Origin of the sequence: Pseudohalocynthiibacter sp. F2068 (genome assembly GCF_023015645.1) — a bacterium.
Lineage (GTDB): Bacteria > Pseudomonadota > Alphaproteobacteria > Rhodobacterales > Rhodobacteraceae > Pseudohalocynthiibacter > Pseudohalocynthiibacter aestuariivivens.
On the sequence record NZ_JALKAK010000006.1, the window covers coordinates 59,883 to 77,550 of the forward strand.

General features: G+C 50.6%; 17 protein-coding genes and 1 pseudogene. 9 read left to right on the plus strand and 9 right to left on the minus strand.

What is annotated here, in order from left to right:
- The first annotated feature begins 7 nt into the window (after window positions 1–7).
- Entirely contained in the window at window positions 8–820 is an 813-nt protein-coding gene (locus MWU63_RS08870) for a PaaX family transcriptional regulator C-terminal domain-containing protein (RefSeq protein WP_213887682.1), read from the plus strand.
- Between the two features lie 25 nt (window positions 821–845).
- Here the strand turns inward: MWU63_RS08870 and MWU63_RS08875 are convergent, their stop codons facing one another.
- A complete protein-coding gene (locus MWU63_RS08875; protein WP_213887681.1) occupies window positions 846–1,778 on the minus strand; it encodes a LysR family transcriptional regulator in 933 nt (310 codons plus the stop codon).
- Window positions 1,779–1,948: 170 nt separating this feature from the next.
- Here MWU63_RS08875 and MWU63_RS08880 point away from each other — a divergent pair, with 170 nt between their 5' ends.
- The 4 genes from MWU63_RS08880 to MWU63_RS08895 all read left to right on the plus strand — a co-directional run bounded on the left by MWU63_RS08880 (window position 1,949) and on the right by MWU63_RS08895 (window position 7,309).
- Window positions 1,949–2,959 carry a TAXI family TRAP transporter solute-binding subunit gene (locus tag MWU63_RS08880; RefSeq protein WP_213887680.1) on the plus strand — a complete coding sequence of 337 codons (1,011 nt, stop codon included), beginning with the start codon at window positions 1,949–1,951 and terminating at the stop codon, window positions 2,957–2,959.
- 103 nt (window positions 2,960–3,062) lie between these two features.
- The gene (locus MWU63_RS08885; RefSeq protein WP_247077610.1) at window positions 3,063–5,285 is read left to right on the plus strand and encodes a TRAP transporter fused permease subunit; all 2,223 of its coding nucleotides are present in this window, start codon (window positions 3,063–3,065) and stop codon (window positions 5,283–5,285) included.
- A gap of 7 nt (window positions 5,286–5,292) precedes the next feature.
- On the plus strand, window positions 5,293–6,543 hold the full coding sequence (locus MWU63_RS08890) for an FAD-dependent oxidoreductase (protein WP_213887678.1): 1,251 nt from the start codon (window positions 5,293–5,295) through the stop codon (window positions 6,541–6,543).
- Window positions 6,544–6,571: 28 nt separating this feature from the next.
- Window positions 6,572–7,309 carry an aspartate/glutamate racemase family protein gene (locus MWU63_RS08895; RefSeq protein WP_213887677.1) on the plus strand — a complete coding sequence of 246 codons (738 nt, stop codon included), beginning with the start codon at window positions 6,572–6,574 and terminating at the stop codon, window positions 7,307–7,309.
- A gap of 20 nt (window positions 7,310–7,329) precedes the next feature.
- Here MWU63_RS08895 and MWU63_RS08900 read toward each other — a convergent pair whose 3' ends face one another.
- On the minus strand, window positions 7,330–8,172 hold the full coding sequence (locus tag MWU63_RS08900; protein WP_213887676.1) for a LysR family transcriptional regulator: 843 nt from the start codon (window positions 8,170–8,172) through the stop codon (window positions 7,330–7,332).
- Window positions 8,173–8,271: 99 nt separating this feature from the next.
- Between MWU63_RS08900 and MWU63_RS08905 the strand changes: the two genes are divergently transcribed.
- Window positions 8,272–8,889, plus strand: coding sequence for an HD domain-containing protein (locus MWU63_RS08905; RefSeq protein WP_213887675.1), 618 nt, complete (start codon window positions 8,272–8,274; stop codon window positions 8,887–8,889).
- Between the two features lie 148 nt (window positions 8,890–9,037).
- Here the strand turns inward: MWU63_RS08905 and MWU63_RS08910 are convergent, their stop codons facing one another.
- Window positions 9,038–9,385 (minus strand): cupredoxin family copper-binding protein, encoded by a 348-nt coding sequence (locus MWU63_RS08910; RefSeq protein ID WP_213887674.1) that lies wholly within the window; start codon window positions 9,383–9,385, stop codon window positions 9,038–9,040.
- Entirely contained in the window at window positions 9,382–9,906 is a 525-nt protein-coding gene (locus MWU63_RS08915) for a DUF4142 domain-containing protein (RefSeq protein ID WP_213887673.1), read from the minus strand. The genes MWU63_RS08910 and MWU63_RS08915 overlap by 4 nt, the downstream gene beginning before the upstream one ends.
- Window positions 9,907–10,043: 137 nt before the next feature.
- On the opposite strand from MWU63_RS08915, the gene MWU63_RS08920 reads away from it, so the two are divergent.
- Both MWU63_RS08920 and MWU63_RS08925 read left to right on the plus strand, forming a co-directional pair.
- Window positions 10,044–10,979, plus strand: a complete 936-nt coding sequence (locus MWU63_RS08920) for an AraC family transcriptional regulator (RefSeq protein ID WP_213887672.1) — start codon at window positions 10,044–10,046, stop codon at window positions 10,977–10,979.
- A 173-nt stretch (window positions 10,980–11,152) separates the two neighbouring features.
- Window positions 11,153–11,521 (plus strand): hypothetical protein, encoded by a 369-nt coding sequence (locus MWU63_RS08925; protein ID WP_247077613.1) that lies wholly within the window; start codon window positions 11,153–11,155, stop codon window positions 11,519–11,521.
- 67 nt (window positions 11,522–11,588) lie between these two features.
- Here MWU63_RS08925 and MWU63_RS08930 read toward each other — a convergent pair.
- Both MWU63_RS08930 and MWU63_RS08935 read right to left on the minus strand, forming a co-directional pair.
- Window positions 11,589–11,750, minus strand: a pseudogene (locus tag MWU63_RS08930) (tautomerase family protein); the annotation flags it as partial.
- Window positions 11,751–12,127: 377 nt separating this feature from the next.
- A complete protein-coding gene (locus MWU63_RS08935; RefSeq protein ID WP_213887669.1) occupies window positions 12,128–12,553 on the minus strand; it encodes an HIT family protein in 426 nt (141 codons plus the stop codon).
- Window positions 12,554–12,917: 364 nt separating this feature from the next.
- Between MWU63_RS08935 and MWU63_RS08940 the strand changes: the two genes are divergently transcribed.
- Window positions 12,918–14,111 carry a cation:proton antiporter gene (locus MWU63_RS08940; RefSeq protein ID WP_213887668.1) on the plus strand — a complete coding sequence of 398 codons (1,194 nt, stop codon included), beginning with the start codon at window positions 12,918–12,920 and terminating at the stop codon, window positions 14,109–14,111.
- A 315-nt stretch (window positions 14,112–14,426) separates the two neighbouring features.
- Here MWU63_RS08940 and MWU63_RS08945 read toward each other — a convergent pair whose 3' ends face one another.
- From MWU63_RS08945 to MWU63_RS08955, 3 genes are all read right to left on the minus strand, one after another.
- Window positions 14,427–15,023 (minus strand): DUF6639 family protein, encoded by a 597-nt coding sequence (locus MWU63_RS08945; protein WP_213887667.1) that lies wholly within the window; start codon window positions 15,021–15,023, stop codon window positions 14,427–14,429.
- Between the two features lie 312 nt (window positions 15,024–15,335).
- Window positions 15,336–16,145 (minus strand): 3-hydroxybutyrate dehydrogenase, encoded by an 810-nt coding sequence (locus MWU63_RS08950; RefSeq protein WP_213887666.1) that lies wholly within the window; start codon window positions 16,143–16,145, stop codon window positions 15,336–15,338.
- Window position 16,146: 1 nt separating this feature from the next.
- On the minus strand, window positions 16,147–17,667 hold the full coding sequence (locus MWU63_RS08955; RefSeq protein ID WP_213887665.1) for an AMP-binding protein: 1,521 nt from the start codon (window positions 17,665–17,667) through the stop codon (window positions 16,147–16,149).
- Window position 17,668 lies beyond the last annotated feature (1 nt).

Sequence of the window (17,668 nt, forward strand, 5' to 3'; positions counted from 1 at the left end):
AGACTGTATGAATTCACTTGCTGACCACGCCTTTCAAAAATCAGTCGAAGAACTGACCCGAAATGGAGAACAACGGGTCTGGTCAATTATCGTGACCCTTTTCGGGGATCTTGCACAACGCCCCGGTGACCAGATCAGTGGGCCGCTCATGTCGCGTATCACCGATCAGATGGGTATTAAGCCCGAAGCCATGCGCGTTGCCCTTCACCGTCTTCGCAAAGACGGATGGATCAAAAGTGAAAAGGTTGGACGCACCAGTTTCTACAGCCTGACAAACTATGGTCTGGTGCAAAGTGCCAAGGCCACACCACGCATCTACGCCCGAAATGTTAAAACAGACGAAAACTGGCACGTCGTTGTGACAAAGCCAATGACACAAACAGACAGGCAGTGTTTTGAAAGGGATTTCCTTGGTAAGGACTATGTCGTGCTTGGGACAGGTGTTTATCTTGGAAATGGCGCGCCTTCGGAAACTTTACCAGAAGTTTTCGCGCTGGAAGGCAGCACGTTGGTTGTACCAAACTGGCTGAAAAAAACGATTGCCCCTGCGAAACTGGTTTCCGAGTATAAGTCTCTCGAAAAAAACCTGTTGGCCGTAGCCGAGCTTGTAAGACCGGATACCTCTCTCACGCCGCTGGAGATCGCGACGCTGCGTACGCTTGTTGTGCATAACTGGAGGCGCAATCTGCTGCGACATCCGGAACTGCCAGAAACTTTCTATTCAAAAGACTGGCGCGAAAATGAATGCAGAGCTCTGGTCCACCAACTTCTGGGTATGCTCAAACGCCCTTCACTTCGCGGTCTGGAACGCACGACCTGAACGTCCGTGTTTGAGTTCAGTCGATCTAGCTCCCTAACAATTCATCACTTTCAATTCTTGCGACTGTTTCTTTCCAGAGTTCCGCGAATGAACTTGCGAGCATTGATGATGGGCGATGCGCGGGTGTGAGCAATGCAAACCGAAGCACGACTTCGGGGACGTATGGACGAAAGACAATCTCAGGTTCACCGCGTGTATAGAGCCGATAGCTTTCCGCACTTAGCTTGTCGACAATAGCATAGGCCTGCCCTGCTTCAACAAAAGTAAAGAGAGGCAAAAAATACTGCGACTCAAAACGCGGATTGAAAGTTGCCCCTACAGCGTCAAACGTCGCCTTTGTCAAAACATGACTCGAATGCGTGTGCTGCAAAACCGCCATCGGCTTTCCGTCGAGATCAGATGCCGAAATGAGTGGTTTTTCCGCCAGCGGGTCGCGTGCTGGCACAGCACAAACCCCGGTGCTGTTTAAGATATCAGCCTCAACGAGGTTCACACCGGTAATTTTGTCAGCCCCTAAATCAGCAATTCCAAGGTCGAAATTCTGAGTTGCCACCATCTGCTGGACCTGCTGTGAGCTACGTGTTGTTAGAGTAACTTTGACATCATCATTGTCGGCCACAAACTGACTTATGAGCTTGGGTAACAAAAAGACCGACGGACCCGGCATTGCCACAATCTGCAAAACCCCGCTTTTCTTGCTGCTCAGGCTACGAAGGTTTTGTTTTGCTGCGGCCAACCGGTCTAGCGTTTCTGACGCCTCTGCTAAAAGATAATGCGCTTCGGGAACGGCGATCAACCTTCCCTGACGACGCTCAAACAACTTCAGCTGGAGCTCATCTTCCAAAGTACGTAACGACGCGCTGACAGCGGGCTGTGTAAGGTTCAAATTGCGGGCAGCCTGCGAAACTGATCCGCTAAGCATGACTTCCCGAAACGCGGCGAGTTGTTTTAAGTTCAATGTGCAACCCTCTCTTACATTCAGTATAAAAATAATTTATGGAAATCAAAATAATAAAAATTTGATTTTATTGAGTTACCGCGACATTCTGTCAGACATCAAGTCCAAGTCCATATTATGCGAAACATACGCGCCACTTGGATTGAGATTTTTGTTCTGGGAGGAATATAATGACATTGTTTACGAAACTTACGGGCGTCGCATTGGCCAGCGCCATGTTGGCTGGAACAGCCTTTGCACAGGAAATGACCTTTTTCCGTATTGGCACGGGTGGTGCGGGCGGAACTTACTTTCCGATCGGTGGCATAATCGCTAACGCGATTTCGAACCCTCCTGGGTCCCGTGCATGTGACGAAGGCGGGAACTGCGGCGTTCCCGGTCTTGTTGCTATCGCGCAATCCACAAACGCATCAGCGCACAATGTGAATGCAATCCAGGCTGGCCAGATGGAAGCAGGCCTTACAGGCGCCGCAACACTGCATTTTGCTTACAATGGCATCGGGAAATACGAAGGTGACGCAAAACCTGATCTTCGCGTTATTGCGAACCTGTTTCCCGAAGATTTGCACCTCGTTCTACCAAAAGGCTCAACGTTGGACGGGCTGGCTGCACTGGAAGGCAAACGCGTTGGAATCGCCCAGGCGGGTTCTGGTACGCAGATTGCTGTTGAGCTCATCCTTGGTGACCACGGCATAACCCGTGACAACATCGACGAAGCAGAGCTTAACAACAGCCAAAGCGCTGAGCGAATTTCTGACGGGCAGCTCGATGCTTATTTCTATGCTGCAGGTACACCCGTTGCAGCGATGATCCAGCTCGACAACACAAAAGGGATGGAACTTTACTCCTTCACCGAGGAAGAAGTGCGTCAGGCAAATGAAACCGTACCATACTATGTACCGTCAACAATTGCGGCTGGTGTATACCCCGGTGTAGCCTATGACGTTAACACTGTGGCGGTTTCAGGCATGCTTGTTACCAATGCAAACCAGTCTGAAGACCTGATTTACGAAATCACCAAAGCACTGTGGTCAAGCACAGCTCGCAAGTTGTTGGACAACGGTCACCCCAAAGGTCGTGCAATCACTCTGGAAACAGCATTGCTTGGTGTTGACGGTATCGGTGTTCCGTTGCACCCGGGAGCAGAGCGTTACTACCGTGAAATTGGCATGCTCGAGTAATCACTTTCTGATTTTCGTATACCGATAACCCCAAAACGAACGGCAGGCCGTTGCACAGCCTCGGCCTGCCCCTTTTAATCACCCCCCATCCGGAGTGACCAGTATGACTTCGCCTGCCCCACATGAACTTGACGCCAAAGCCCTAGAGGCGCTTGAGCGAAAATATGACTCGGCTCTTGCGACGCGGAACAACAGCCCTCAGCTGACCAAAGTCATGTATTGGGGAACGGTCGCTTTTGCCCTTTATCACCTTTGGACAGCAGGTTTCGGGACACCCGTTGATCATGTTCACATGGGAATTCACCTTTCCGGTTTGTTTATCTTTATATTCGTCGGCTTCCCGCTTTTAAAGCTTGCACAAAGCTACGAGCACCGCCCCGGACGCATTCTAGCCCCAGGCAACGTCCCGATTTATGATTGGGCAATCATGATCCTTGGCGTCTGCGCAGCTTTGTTCTTATGGCTTAGTTGGCGCGGTTTAGATAGTTTTGGTCTGGCTATTCCTGAACAGGCGCTACGCCAAGGCAACCCAACCGGGCTTGATGTGTTTTTCGGATCTGTTCTGATTTTGGCAGTCCTTGAGATTGCACGGCGCACCATCGGATTTGTGCTGCCAATGATTATCAGCGTCTTCATGATCTACGCCCTGTTTGGCCCTTACATGCCCGCTCAGATTTTGCGCCATCCGGGGGTCGACTGGCACCAGTTCGTAAACAACATGTATTTCCCGGCCGAAGGTATCTTCGGCGTCACGCTCTGGGTTGTTTCGACGGTCGTTTTCCACTTTGTGCTGTTTGGCGTTGTTGCCCAGCGCATGGGGCTTGGTCAATTTTTCGTCGACAACGCCATGATCGCAGCAGGCCGCTACACGGGCGGGCCAGCGAAAGTTTCAGTGGTTTCATCCGCTTTCTTTGGCACGATATCCGGCTCTTCCATCGCCAATACGGTTTCGACCGGCTCGCTCACGATTCCGAATATGAAAAGAATGGGCTACCCCGGCCATTTCGCTGGTGGTGTGGAGGCGGCCGCAAGTGCAGGTGGGCAAATTACACCGCCAATTATGGGGGCTGCCAGCTTTCTGATGGCCGAGTATCTTGAGGTGCCATACACAACAATCGTTATTGCCGCGATCGTTCCTGCGATGATGCACTACATCGGTGTCATGTCGATTGTTCATTTCACTGCTAAACGTCTTAACCTGCCGACATACACGAAAGATGAATTACCCAATCTCATCAAAGTCTGGCGTGAAGGCTGGTTCACAATTATTCCGTTGATCGCTTTGCTGATTGTTCTGTTCTCTGGTTATTCCCCAAATATGGCTGCGTTCATGGGTCTCAATCTTTGTGTCGTCGTCGGGTTTTGTGCCTTGGACAAACCCAAAACCTTGATCGTTCCCTTCGCCTTGCTGGGTTTCATTTTCTGGAAAGCGTCCCCCATGAGCGGTGAAGGATTTTCGCCAAATTTGGCGGGCGTTCTTGCCGCGCTCACAATACTTGGTTCACTTCATCGCAATGAGCGTCAGAATTTCCGCGATCTCTTTGATAGCTTCCATGTCGGCGTTCAATATGCGCTCGCCGTGGGCGCGGCTTCGGCAGCTGTTGGAATTGTCGTTGGGGTTATCAACACAACTGGTGTGGGTTTCCGCCTCGGCTTTATGGTGACCAATGGCGCCGCTGATATGGCTGCTGTCCTTCATCCGTTACTTGGGTGGATTCCTTCTGAGGCTTTCTCACAAGCCGGAATTCAGCAGTTCCTATCACTCGTGCTGATAGCAATCGCCTGTATCCTGATGGGAGCTGGCTTGCCGACGACGGCGCTCTATATCATGCTGGTATCTGTCGCGCAGCCAGCACTTTCGCAACTGGGTGTTCCCGCGCTCGCAACGCATATGTTCGTACTTTACTATGGGGTTATTTCCGAGATTACGCCGCCGGTCTGTGCCTCAGCCTATGCAGCAGCTGGTATTGCCGGCTCAAACCCGTTCCGCACCGGTATTAGTGCGTTCACACTGGGGCTGGGAAAACTAATGGTGCCGATGGTTTTTGTCTACGCACCAACGATGCTGATCGTTCTGCCCGAATACTTCACGTTACTGTCCTTCCTGCAGGTTTCACTGACCTGCGCGGCTGGTGTCTTTGTAATCGCAACAGCGGTCTCAGGTTTCTTTTTAGCCCCTCTGAATGGCATCTGGCGCGTTATTGCGGCCATTGGCGGGCTGTTTCTGGTGGCCCCGTCTGGTCAAAGCGATCTGATTTCGCTTGTTCTTTTGGTTCCGGTGTTTTTACAACAGCAACTTCAGGTTCGAAAAACAATCAACGCGTGAGCCCAGAATGAAAATTGAAACTCAGTCCCCTCCTGTAACCGTTGTTGGTGCGGGTATAGTGGGAATTTGCACGGCGCTCGCTTTGGTTGAACGTGGTGCAAGCGTAAAACTGATTGATCGGGATGAACCTGGGCAGGGCGCGTCTTTTGGAAACGCCGGGGTCATTTCACCCTGGTCTGTCGTACCCCAATCCCTTCCCTGGCTTTGGAAGAACATCCCAGGCTGGCTGATAGACCCCGAAGGCCCAATTCGGCTACCGCTAAGCTATATGCCGCGATTTCTGCCTTGGGGCGTTAGATTTCTTTATGCCGGACGTGCAAAACGCGTGCGCGAAATTTCAGATGCAATGGAGACATTGAACACTTCAAACATTGAACTATTCAGAAGACACCTTGCTGGTACGGGCCATGAAAACCTGATCGAAGACAGCTACTACGTTCACGTGTACCGCAATCCAAAACAAGCAAGCGTTGCGGGCCTAAGTTGGGATTTACGCCGTGAAAAGGGTGCGCAGGTAGAAGTCGTTGACGGTGAAGCACTACGTCGGTTGGAACCAGCGATATCGCCTGACTACAAGGCAGCGATACTAATAAAGGGTCAGGCACGCGCACGCGACCCCGGACGGATTGGACAAGTGCTGACAGAAAAGTTCTTGTCTCTTGGAGGGGAGGTTTTGCGCGCAACAGTCAGGGGTCTTGAAAAATCTGACAACACGTGGCTGATCACCACTGATCAGGGGGCCTTTCCTGCGGAAAAGATCGTGGTTGCTGCAGGTGCCTGGTCGGCAAACCTTTTAAAACCGCTGGGTCTCAGCATACCGCTTCAGGCCGAACGCGGATACCATATCATGTTTGAAAATCCCGGTGTTGAGCTGAACAATTCCGTCATGGATGCGGACTTCAAATTCGTTTCAAGTTCGATGGAGGGCGGCCTTCGCTCTGCCGGAACAGCAGAGTTTGCAGGGCTAGACGCCCCCCCCACAGAGAAGCGGGCACAGATGCTGATTGGACAGACGAAAAAAATGCTACCTGACCTCAATACAGAAGTGACGAAAAGCTGGATGGGTGTGCGCCCGTCATTCCCTGACAGCCTGCCTGCAATTGGGCCCATTCCCGGGCAGAGCGGTCTATTTGCAGCCTTTGGCCATAGCCACTACGGGCTGATGATGGCTCCCAAGACAGGTGAACTGGTGGCTGACGCGGTGCTAGAGGCACGGAGCAATACAGAGCTTTCGCCTTATCGGATCGATCGGTTTTAGCACTTCCCCTTACAGACGGACCAAGTGAATGATTTATCAAGGTGGACAGAACATCTGTGGTGTTTCAATCGGGGTATTATGCCTTGATTCAGGTTTTCCAAAACCACCGGGACATATCAAAAACCCATCAAGCCTTCCATTTCCGGTGCTCTACGAAACGGTTGTCGGAGCATCGATAAAAGACTTGCTGGCAAACCCCTCACCCGAATTCCTTGCACCCTTTATCAAAGCGGCACAGCATCTAGAACGGGAAGGAGCGCGTGCGATCACCGGTAGTTGCGGTTTTCTTGCCATTTTTCAGCAAGAACTGTCCGATGCTGTAAACATTCCTGTCTTCGCCTCAAGTCTTATTCAAATTCCTTTGGCCTACAACATTGCCGGGCGCAAAGGCCCGGTTGGCGTTTTGACTGCCTGCCGCGAAAGCCTGACTGACAGGCATTTCGAATCTGTTGGCGCTGCAGGCATTCCCGTTGCGGTTCAAGGCATGGAACATCAGCCCGAGTTCACCGAGGTAATCCTACAAGGCAGACGCAATGCGATGGATCTGAACAAAATCGCGGCCGAAGTGCTCGAATCTGCCACTGAACTGGTCCGTAATAATCCCGACATGCGGGTATTGGTTCTGGAATGCACCGATATGCCACCCTATGCGCATCTTCTGCAGAAGCACCTGAAAATGCCGATCTTTGACCTGACTACATTAACGGCGATGGTACATGAAACGGTTACCCGCGCACCCTATCCGGGCTTCATGCCTTATGAGTAAATCCTCAAACGGCAAAACTATCAACGAAGCTGAACAAATCCGGAAAGAACCTCTTTGATCTGCGCACGTGCGGGATTTTCAGGTAGGTGAACTGCATAGCAAGACAACACAATTTCCGGAGCACGCCTGACAAGGTACAATTCTCCCTTTGATAGTGGTTCTTCCAGCATGTTTACAGGGAAATATCCGATCCCGCCGCGTTTCGTCAGATAACGCAGCCCCATCATCGCGTTTCCAAGGAAAATATGCTGCTGGCTACGCTCTGGCAGGATATCCTGCAACTGGGCCTGGTATTGCGCCCCAAGTTCTAGGTTCATGAAAAGTGGGAAGTCACCATCCTCGAAGTCCGATGCCTTGTCTGACACAAGCAAAAGCTTTTCTGGGGGCAATTCCACCACACCAAACCGCGTTCCAACGGGGGCATCATTGGTAATTGCAATATCGACCAACTGTTGGCAAACCGCCTCGTGCATGTTCATCGAGTGATCGTAATTAAGCGTCATGGGCAGCTTGCCCAGCTCCGTCTCAAGCCAGATTGCAACGTCCACCAAAAGCGGGTCCCAAATGCTAAGCTGCGTCCCCAAACGCAATGAAAGGCGGTTTTTATACTGGCCGGACAGTTCGACACGCACGTTGCTCCATGTTCTCAGCATCTGCTCGGCGTAGGGGCGAAACTGACGGCCAGAGGCCGTAAGGCGCGTTCCACCCGGCCCGCGGCTAAACAGCTGCGTACCCAGCGTCTCTTCCAGCGCCTTGATCCGTGCGCTTACGGCTGTTTGAGTGACGTTCAGATGCTGCGCGGCACCATGAAAGCCGCCAAAATCAGCGATTGCTAGAAATGTTTCAAAGTTTCTGATCTGCATAACTGAGAAATATTATTGTTCGAATTGATTAAATCAATTCATTTTTTTTGTTACTCAACTAACGTTAATGTTTTCTCAACGCTAACAAAGGAAATGCAGATGCTAGACAAAAGCCACAAACCCACCTGGACCAGCTTTGAAAACGCAACCAAGGAAGACTTCCTTGCGGTCATGGATTATGAAGATGACTACAATGCCGGTCTTGTCGACAGGTTGCTGGACAGCATCAGGTCACTTGACGAAGAGTGGACCCCCTACCCGGTCAACCGCTACCAGCATTGTCTGCAATCAGCGACCCGCGCGCATGAAGACGGTGCTGACGAAGAAATTATCATCGCAGCGCTTATCCACGATGTTGGCGATATCCTGTCGCCCTACAACCACGGAGAGCTGGCTGCGGCGATCCTGAAACCCTACGTTTCGGAAAAAGCTCACTGGATCATTCAGCATCACTGCGTTTTTCAAGGGTACTACTACAACCACTTTCTGGGCGGTGATCGGAACGCGCGTGAAAAGTACAAGGACAGCCCATACTATGAGGACTGCAAGTATTTCTGCCATACATACGACCAGACCTCTTTTGACCCCAATTACCCAACCAAACCACTGGAGTTCTTTGAGCCTATGTTGCGTCGGGTCTTTTCAAAAGGCGAGGGCCATATGGAACTGAACGAAACGCTGGACGACAGCGCAACAGCAACAACAGCGGCTGAGTAATCCGACTAATTTGAAATTGAGGCTCCCTGCTGCTGCCCAAAGGCAGCAGCAGGGAGCCTCGAATGCCCGACCAGAAGTTAGGGACGATGACCGGGCATTGGCGTCGCGAGCTCCCATAATTCGCACCGATGGGATTCGCTAAAAAACATTAACTAAGAACGAGCTGGCCTTTCATATTTGGATGGAAGGTGCAAAAAAATGAGCCAACCATGTCCTCGGTCACTGCGAGTTCTGCGCTTTGGCCCTGCCCAAGCTCCCCTGTATCCCAGTCCCCACTTTCAGCAGTCGCCGTATGTGGGCTCAGATCACGGTTCGTCCACACGATCCGATCGCCGGGATGCACTGAAATCGTTTCGGGAACAAAAGCAAAGTTTACAATATCAACCTCGTGCAGTTTCGAGGATTCATGCGCCCGCCCTTGCCGAGAAAAAACAGCCAACGCGATGGGCAAAGCCATCGCATTGGTTAGGATTTGACGTCTTGAAACTTGCCTCATTTCAGAGAGCTAACCATGCTTTCAGCATGGCCTTCGTGGACTTTGAAGATTTCAAGACCTTGCTGGAACAACGCTTTCACTTCGGCGTTGTCGATGCTTGGGATGAAAGTGTTTTCGACAAGGTCGTTAACCGCCTTGTGATAGGCTAGTTCGTTCGACGCGTAAGCCATATCAAACTCTTCCGCTCTGAGGGCTGCAAGATCATTGATGATCACCTCGGCGTTCTCATTCAGGGTTTGGCTAAAATCATTGTCTTGCGCCTGTGCACCAAGCTTTTCGAGCAAAGCGAGCGCGGCTTCGTTGACCGCTTCATGGTCGTTGATCATCGTTTGCGCAAAGTTGCGCACTTCGGGGTTTTGCGAAATGGCGAGCGCCAGATGTGCATAACGAATGTCGATGTTGTCAGCGGTGTATGCAACATGCGCGATTTCCAGATCGTTTAGTTCTGATGGTCCGCTTGCGTGTACAGCACCCATGCCAGTGGCAGTAGCGATAAGTACGGAAAGAATAGTGGCCTTCATTTTGGTTTCTCCCAATGTGTGTCAACGTAATCAACAAACGCCAATTAAGTTGAACTTAGAATGCCGTGGGGTTCAAAGTATCTGCTCAATCGTTCAGAACTCTGGACGAAAACGATTTAATCTGTAATGTGAAATCTATGTTAGATTTGCTCAGCGATATCCTCACCCGCTTGTCCGTCAAGGGAACACTTTACTTCCGCACCAGCTTTACGGCGCCTTGGGGTGTGGAAGTCCCTGCCTTTGAAAATGTTGCGAGGTTTCATTTTGCACATCGCGGAAACTGCATCATTCGCCTGACGGAGACCGGTGAAACCGTGAAAGTAGCGCAGGGCGATCTTGTCATCATCCCACATGGCGTGGGCCATAGCCTTTACTGCCACACAACATTGCCGGAAAACGTTATGAAGCTGGACAGGGTTTTGGAAGAATCCGGTTACACCGGCGAAGGCGTTTTGGTGCATGGCGGCCCGGACGAGGAACATGAAGCTCAGTTAATCTGTGGGCATTTTTCGTTCGCTCCGGGGTCGCGTCACCTGATCATTGAACGCCTGCCATCCTTTGTTCATATCCAAAACTATGGCGAAGATGCTGGCACCTGGATGGAGGCAACCTTGCGTGTGATCGGCAACGAAGCTGGAGTCGCACGGTTAGGGGGCGATCTTATTGCACTCAAGATGTCCGAAGCAATCTTTGCCCAGGCCATTCGCGCCCATATCGAAAAGCAGGCCTCTGATGACACAGCCCTGTCCGGCTTTGCTGACCCGCATCTATCGCGTGCCCTAACAGCATTTCACAAGGACCCAGCAAAGAATTGGAGCGTCGAAAGCCTTGCACGGGTCGCGGGTTTATCACGCACGGGATTTGCCCAGCTTTTCGCACGCAAAATGACAGTGACACCCATGCAATATCTGACAAGCTGGCGCATGCAGATCGCCCGACAGGGCCTTGCAGAACGCAACCTCAATGTGTCGGACGTCGCGGAACTGACAGGTTACGCTTCGGAATCTGCATTTTCGAGGGTGTTCAAGAAAGAGGTTGGGCTAACACCTGCCGCATTCAGATCAGTTCACTAAGTTTCATAATCAGAAAAAGCACGCTCGTTCTCTATTCAGATATGAACTGAACGATCTGCATAATATTGCGTACGTTCTGGCTTTGATCGTACAAACTTCTGATCATAAATTCCACTCACGTCGAGACGACGTCCGACCGTATCTTTATTTGAACTCACGAATGGAAAATGATCATGTCCCTACGTTTTGTAACAAAAACCATCCACGCATACCTGGACTATCCCGTCGCTATGGCCCTAATCACACTCCCTTTTGTCCTTGGTCTTGGGGATAGTAACGTGTTCGCACTCTGGCTTTCTGTCGTAACTGGTGTCGCCGCTTTTGTTCTGACCCTTTTGACAGACCACCATTTGGGTGTTGTCCGCATACTGCCCTATAAGTTTCACATGGGTGTTGACTTGGCAGTTGGTCTGACTTTCCTGGCTGCGCCAACACTTTTTGGCTTTAGCGGAATTGACGCACTTTTCTATTGGCTGAATGGCGCTGCAGTTGTCACTGTAATTTCGCTTCATAAACCAGAAGAAAGCGTTGTTTCAATCTGATCCACAGCCTGCCAAGTTACAACTTGAAAGCGCGCCCAGACTTTTGAGGCGCGCTTCTTACCTAAGACTATTGCTGTTTTCGGTATTCATGTACAGGGAGCCCTCCAAGCTCCCAGTCTTCGATTTCCACAACATCGATCACCACAAATATCGTTGCAGGTGATTTACCCAAAACATCCACCAGCAAATCGGTCGCTCCTTTTATAAGCCGGTCTTTGTTTTCGAGTGTCGTTTTTTCTGGGGTTAGTTAGATATTAACGTAAGATATATCTGGTCCTTTCAGACGGTTTCGGAACTCTTTAAAATATCAAAGACCTTTGAGATGATCTGCCAGAGTCTGTAGTGCTATATGAGGGTCAAAAAACCTGTGGAATAGAGATCGGCAAATGCCAGTTCAGGCTGACACGTAGGTTAAGAGAACTGGAACCTAACGGCGTCGTTATAAGGGATGTAAACCCAGCGTCGACGCCATCGGTCGAGTATTCACTGGCCGACCTTGGCGCAGAGCTGGTCCCGCGAACGAGGCAATCGTGAATGTCGGACATTCGTTGAAGGAACGGCACGGTAAAATAACTTGCCGTACCGTACGAAACGCAATGAGACAATCTATGACTTAGCAGACAAAGCAGCGCGAATTTTTTCAGCGTTTGCTTTCAGAACCTCAGCATCTTCCATATTGCCGGGAGGACGCAACCGGACCCCTTCGAAACGCGGCAACACGTGGTAATGCAAGTGGAAAATTTCCTGACCTCCAGCAGTCTCGTTAAATTGCTGAACTGTCACACCGTCCGCCTCAAACGCTTGCATCATGGCTCTGCTGATTTTTTGCACAGTGTTCAAACAAGCAGCCATCTGCTCAGCCGACGCATCCAGCATATTCCTAGCCGGTGTCTTTGGAATCACCAGAACATGCCCGTCCGCGCGTGGCATGATGTCCATCATGGCAAGCGTTTCACTATCTTCATATACACGCATGGAGGGAATTTCATCCCTCAGTATTTTCGCGAAAACATTGTCGCTGTCATAACTCATTTTTCAAACGTCCTTGATTTTGCTGTTGGCCCTAAGCTGGCTGTTTTGACTGGAAATTGCAATTTGGTTCAACTCATTTTTTGTATCCAGAACGCGTAACACCGCAGTTTCTGACTGAGTTTTACCAAATGTACGTTCCTGTCTTGTATTGACGCGTGCAACTTGGAAACGACCTGATAATCGTTCAGAATTTCAGGAATTGATTGTGCAGCTTACACAGTCAAAACCTTAACAATTTACTAATCGTTGAGAACCTTGTTGCCAATTCATGGCAGTTAATGAAAATTAAATGAAAGACGTTTCCCCTGACGCGTTTAATCTGCTTATCTATCCATGACCTAGATACCAAAGGAGGCACCACTCAATGGATCTGGCAGTCATTCTTATTTCGCTCGGAACCCTCTTCGTTGCCGGGCTTGCCGCTGATCAGGTAGGGCATCAGACACGTCTGCCACGCGTCACGCTTTTACTGGGCTGCGGTATCATCGCGGGCGGCGCTGGTTTTGATGTCATCCCAACCGAAGTTGAAGCCTGGTACGAGTTTCTTTCAATCGTGGCATTGACCATGGTCGCTTTTCTGCTTGGCGGATCCTTGACAACAAAAAATCTGAGAAAGCATGGAAAACCAATTGTCGCAATATCGGTTTCTATTGTGCTTGCAACGCTTGCCATTGTTAGCGTTGGGCTTTGGTTGCTGGGAATGGACATAAAAATTGCCCTGCTTCTTGGTGCTATCGCGACAGCAACTGACCCCGCAGCAACCCAAGATGTCATACGCCAGTCCGGCGCAAAGGGCGCATTCCCGAAAACACTGAAAGGTATCGTTGCGATCGACGATGCGTGGGGTTTAATCGCTTTCAGTTTGATTGTCGTAGTTGTGCATCAATTAAACGGAAGCGGCGACGCAGAGATACTTTCTGGCGTCGCCCGCGAACTTGGTGGTTCAATCCTGCTTGGGGCTGTAATCGGGTTTCCCGCCGCATATCTAACAGGGCGACTAACAGGGGGAGAACCGTTGCAAATCGAAGCGCTCGCTCTTGTCTTTCTAACTGCGGGGTTTTCGATCTGGCTGGAACTTTCATACTTGATAAGCGGCATGACTGTTGGTGTGATAATCGTTAATCGGGCACGCCACCATAAACGCGCTTTCCATGAAATAGAACATATCCAATGGCCCTTTATGATCCTGTTTTTCATTCTTGCGGGCGCTTCGCTGGAACCCGCTATTCTTATCAAGATTGGGTGGATCGGGGTTGCCTATGTGGTTTTCCGGTGCGTGTCCCGAATTGTGGGTGGATGGTTTGGTGCTCAGGTTGCTGGCGTACCAAAATCTGAGCGCCCGTGGTACGGTGCCGCGCTGATGCCGCAAGCCGGGGTGGCGGTTGGTATGGCATTGGTCGCAAGCAAACAGTTTCCGGACTGGGCTGAAACAATCATGGCACTCACAATTGGAACGACGGTCTTTTTCGAAGTTCTGGGACCTGCGGCAACGTCGTTTGCCATTGGTCGTGTGAACACAGCCAGGGGTCAGGACCTGAAAGATTCTGAGGCCACTTAAAAGCTTTCGGCTTGAACTAATTTTTTAGCGCGTACGAAAACCAATCATAAATTGTTTGTCGTACGTCCTGATCAAAAGCGGACCGCCTGAGTGCCGTTTCACCCCACCCAAGACGCTAGAGTAGGTCCCTTTTCACCCGAAAAGACAGATATCTATGCGAAGATTTTCGTTTTGCCTTAAATCGAATTTCTCGCAACATTGCAGGCAGAACCGGTAATAGAAAACCGTTCCAGTATTGCAGCACAACGACTGAGAGAGACTCGCTAACGACAGGTAGCCACTAGTTGTGTGCGGTCGATAATGCGCTCTTTTGCGTCACTCAAATTCCGGTGCGAAATTCACCTTGTCGTCCAGAATAAGCTGGAAAAACTCACATCCGTTGTTCTCATAGTTAAAATGCGTCCAAGCGCGCAAGCCAAACAAAGTGGGTGCAAACATCAAGATCATTTCATTGAGCGAATCCAGAGTGACATCTGTTGCGATTGAGCGCGTCTCTAGCATAACATTTCGCGCGTCTTCAGGCATAAATTCAAACTGCATTGCGTAAGCTAAATACTCGTCCTGAGCGACACTTCCACTTCTTGTTGTTAACGTTTGATGCGCAAAAGCATGGGTCAATTCATGCACGATAACACTGTCAAAAACGATATTTTCTGAAATCAGTATAAGCGGGTCATCCTCAACCAAAACTTCAGGAATACGGGATGGTCTAATGACTTCGACAACAGAGTCTTCACACCTAAACACACCCAAGCAATCAAAATGGTTAAGCCTTGGTTGCTCTGTAATTTTAATTTGAACTGGTTCCGCCTGAAACAGATGGCACGCATTCAACTGATCACGTGCCTGTTCTGCAACTTGGCAGATGTGCTGGGCAAGAGCGTTGTCAGATGAATCGACGCTGATCTCCAAATTCTCGCACTGTACGACCTCAGATTTTGCTATGGGCGCTAAAGCAAAACTCCCAAGTACTACTGTGCAAAAGCTTGTGTTCCTTAATTTCATCGTAAACCGCATTGCACCCAGGCCAAGTAGTTCTGCAAAATCATCTCACCTAATCTAACCCCATATTTCTAGGCTTAGTTGAGATTAATCACATTCTATTCAGGCAGATGAAAAGCGAAGTCGAAATGATGATCCGACGCAGCTATGCTAACTGAACAATCGATGGTTCACTCGGACGAACACCAACAGTAATTTCCAATATGCAAATCGAACTATTTTTCACTGCGCCGTCCAGCCACCGTCAACTGGAATAGACGTTCCGGTTACGTTGTGGGCCACTTTATTGCACAGCCAGACACAAAGCTCTCCAATTTCAGAAGGGTCCGAGGTGCGCAGGCTCGGCTGCTTTTCCGCAAGAAGGCTTGCAACGCCCTTATCCCTGTCACCACCTAACTCTGCTGCGCGCGCTGCAATCTGTGGCTCGATAATCGCGGTTTCCGTCCAACCCGGGCAAATGCAGTTGACGGTCACACCTCCGGTCGACCTTGACCCAGCCGACGCATATTCAAGCGCCGCAACACGGCTAAGCCCGACGAGGCCAAATTTGGAGGACACATAGGGTGCCTTGTTTTGCGAAGCAACCAAGCCATGCACTGACGCGATGTTGACCACCCGGCCAAAGCCACGCTCCGCCATTGATGGCATCAGATGGCGCATGATGTGAAACGGTGCACTCAGGTTCACCGCAAGAACCGACTCCCAGATTTCAGCGGTGGCATCCGCAATCGACGTGGTTTTCTGAATGCCCGCATTGTTGACCAGGATATCAATCTCGCGCCAATCGCGCAGCGCTTTGACCATTCCGTCAATTGCCCCAGCCTTGCTGAGGTCGGTGTCGAGAAAGATCACATCAGGTGCACCCGCGGCACGCACCTCTGCCATGGCAGCCTCTGCTTGTTCGGGGTTTGCAAGACCATGCAGTGCAACATTTGCGCCAGCGCTGGCAAGGGATTTGGCAACCGCCAGCCCGATTCCTTGTACCGATCCGGTAACAAAGGCTGCCCGGCCTTCTAGTGAATTAACTGTCATCTTACCCCTCACTTTCAAGCTGCGCGCGCAATTCAGTTTTCAGAACCTTACCATAGTTGTTCTTTGGCAGTTCGCTCACGAATTTATAGAGTTTTGGCCTTTTGAAACGTGCTATTTGATCAAGGCAAAAGGCATCAAGCACTGCTGAATCAACCCCGTCTGAAACAACGAACGCCGCAACGATTTCACCCCATTCCGGATCTGGTTTGCCGACAACGGACACTTCGGAAACATTTGGGTGCAAAAGCAAGGCTTCCTCGACCTCGCGCGGGTAGATATTACTGCCGCCCGAAATCACAACATCTTTTGAGCGATCATGCAGCGTGACAAAACCGTCCTGATCCATCGCACCCATATCACCTGTCCGCAGCCAGCCGTCGATGATCGTCTCGCTTGTGGCTTTCTCGTTTTGCCAATAGCCGAGCATGACGGGCACGCCAGCAACGCAAATCTCGCCAATTTCACCCGTTGGCAATTCCTGCCCATCGGCACCGCAAATTCGGACCGTTACCATGCTTTGTTCAACCCCAACGCTTGACAGTCGCTTACGCCAGTTGGGATGCTTACGATCAGCGACAAGGTCGCGACTAAGAGCCGTGATGCACATTGGACATTCGCCTTGTCCAAGAATTTGTACAAAGCGTGGTCCCATCGCCTCAACCGCATCAATGATATCGGCAAGGTACATCGGGCCGCCGCCATAGACGATTGTCTTGATACCCTCGCCCCGGCTGCCCAGTGCTTTGGCGCGCTCTACCAAACGGCGCACCATGGTGGGGGCGGCAAACATCGAAACGTTATCTAGCTGCGGTGTAATTCCCAGAATTTCGTCAGCGTCAAACGCACCAGACTCTGGCACCACGTGCCGCGCCGCACGGATAACATGCATAAAGTTATATAGCCCTGCCCCATGTGACATTGGCGCTGCATAAAGGGCCGCATCAGAAACACTGACCTCATCAACATCAACAAAGTATGACATGGTCATCGCCTGTATATTGGCCGATGAAATCATGACTCCCTTGGGCTTTCCGGTGGTTCCCGATGTGTAAAACAGCCAGACCAGATCATCCTGCCCTATCGTGACGGGTGATGAAAGCGGCTCTGTTTCATATAGCGACGCATACTCGTCACGATCCACAGAAATAAGCGGCACGGCACTGTCTATAGGTGTTTCTGCAAGAGCTGCCCGGTACTTATCGCTAGTAAACACAGCTACAGCACCGGAATTTCCGATGATCCAGGTGGCTTCTTTTTCATGCAGTTTGGCGTTGATTGGTACAGCGGCAGCACCTGCAAACCAAATGCCGTAAAGCACCTCGAGATATTCTGTTGAATTTGGCATGAAAACAGCGACACGGTCGCCCGTTCCAACACCCAATTCATTTTTTAAGTATCCACCAATTGCCGCCGCACGTCGTGCAAACTCTTCGTAGTTTGCGCAGGCGGTCGTGCCTTTGATTAGCGCGGGACGATCCGGATGTAGGTTTGCAGTTCTTATCAGCCAATTTGCAAGGTTCATG

Coding starts and splice junctions, on each gene's coding strand:
- MWU63_RS08870 (WP_213887682.1), top strand. CDS start 8: ATGAATTCACTTGCTGACCACGCCTTTCAAAAATCAGTCGAAGAACTG.
- MWU63_RS08880 (WP_213887680.1), top strand. CDS start 1,949: ATGACATTGTTTACGAAACTTACGGGCGTCGCATTGGCCAGCGCCATG.
- MWU63_RS08885 (WP_247077610.1), top strand. CDS start 3,063: ATGACTTCGCCTGCCCCACATGAACTTGACGCCAAAGCCCTAGAGGCG.
- MWU63_RS08890 (WP_213887678.1), top strand. CDS start 5,293: ATGAAAATTGAAACTCAGTCCCCTCCTGTAACCGTTGTTGGTGCGGGT.
- MWU63_RS08895 (WP_213887677.1), top strand. CDS start 6,572: ATGATTTATCAAGGTGGACAGAACATCTGTGGTGTTTCAATCGGGGTA.
- MWU63_RS08900 (WP_213887676.1), bottom strand. CDS start 8,172: ATGCAGATCAGAAACTTTGAAACATTTCTAGCAATCGCTGATTTTGGC.
- MWU63_RS08905 (WP_213887675.1), top strand. CDS start 8,272: ATGCTAGACAAAAGCCACAAACCCACCTGGACCAGCTTTGAAAACGCA.
- MWU63_RS08910 (WP_213887674.1), bottom strand. CDS start 9,385: ATGAGGCAAGTTTCAAGACGTCAAATCCTAACCAATGCGATGGCTTTG.
- MWU63_RS08915 (WP_213887673.1), bottom strand. CDS start 9,906: ATGAAGGCCACTATTCTTTCCGTACTTATCGCTACTGCCACTGGCATG.
- MWU63_RS08920 (WP_213887672.1), top strand. CDS start 10,044: ATGTTAGATTTGCTCAGCGATATCCTCACCCGCTTGTCCGTCAAGGGA.
- MWU63_RS08925 (WP_247077613.1), top strand. CDS start 11,153: ATGTCCCTACGTTTTGTAACAAAAACCATCCACGCATACCTGGACTAT.
- MWU63_RS08935 (WP_213887669.1), bottom strand. CDS start 12,553: ATGAGTTATGACAGCGACAATGTTTTCGCGAAAATACTGAGGGATGAA.
- MWU63_RS08940 (WP_213887668.1), top strand. CDS start 12,918: ATGGATCTGGCAGTCATTCTTATTTCGCTCGGAACCCTCTTCGTTGCC.
- MWU63_RS08950 (WP_213887666.1), bottom strand. CDS start 16,145: ATGACAGTTAATTCACTAGAAGGCCGGGCAGCCTTTGTTACCGGATCG.
- MWU63_RS08955 (WP_213887665.1), bottom strand. CDS start 17,667: ATGAACCTTGCAAATTGGCTGATAAGAACTGCAAACCTACATCCGGAT.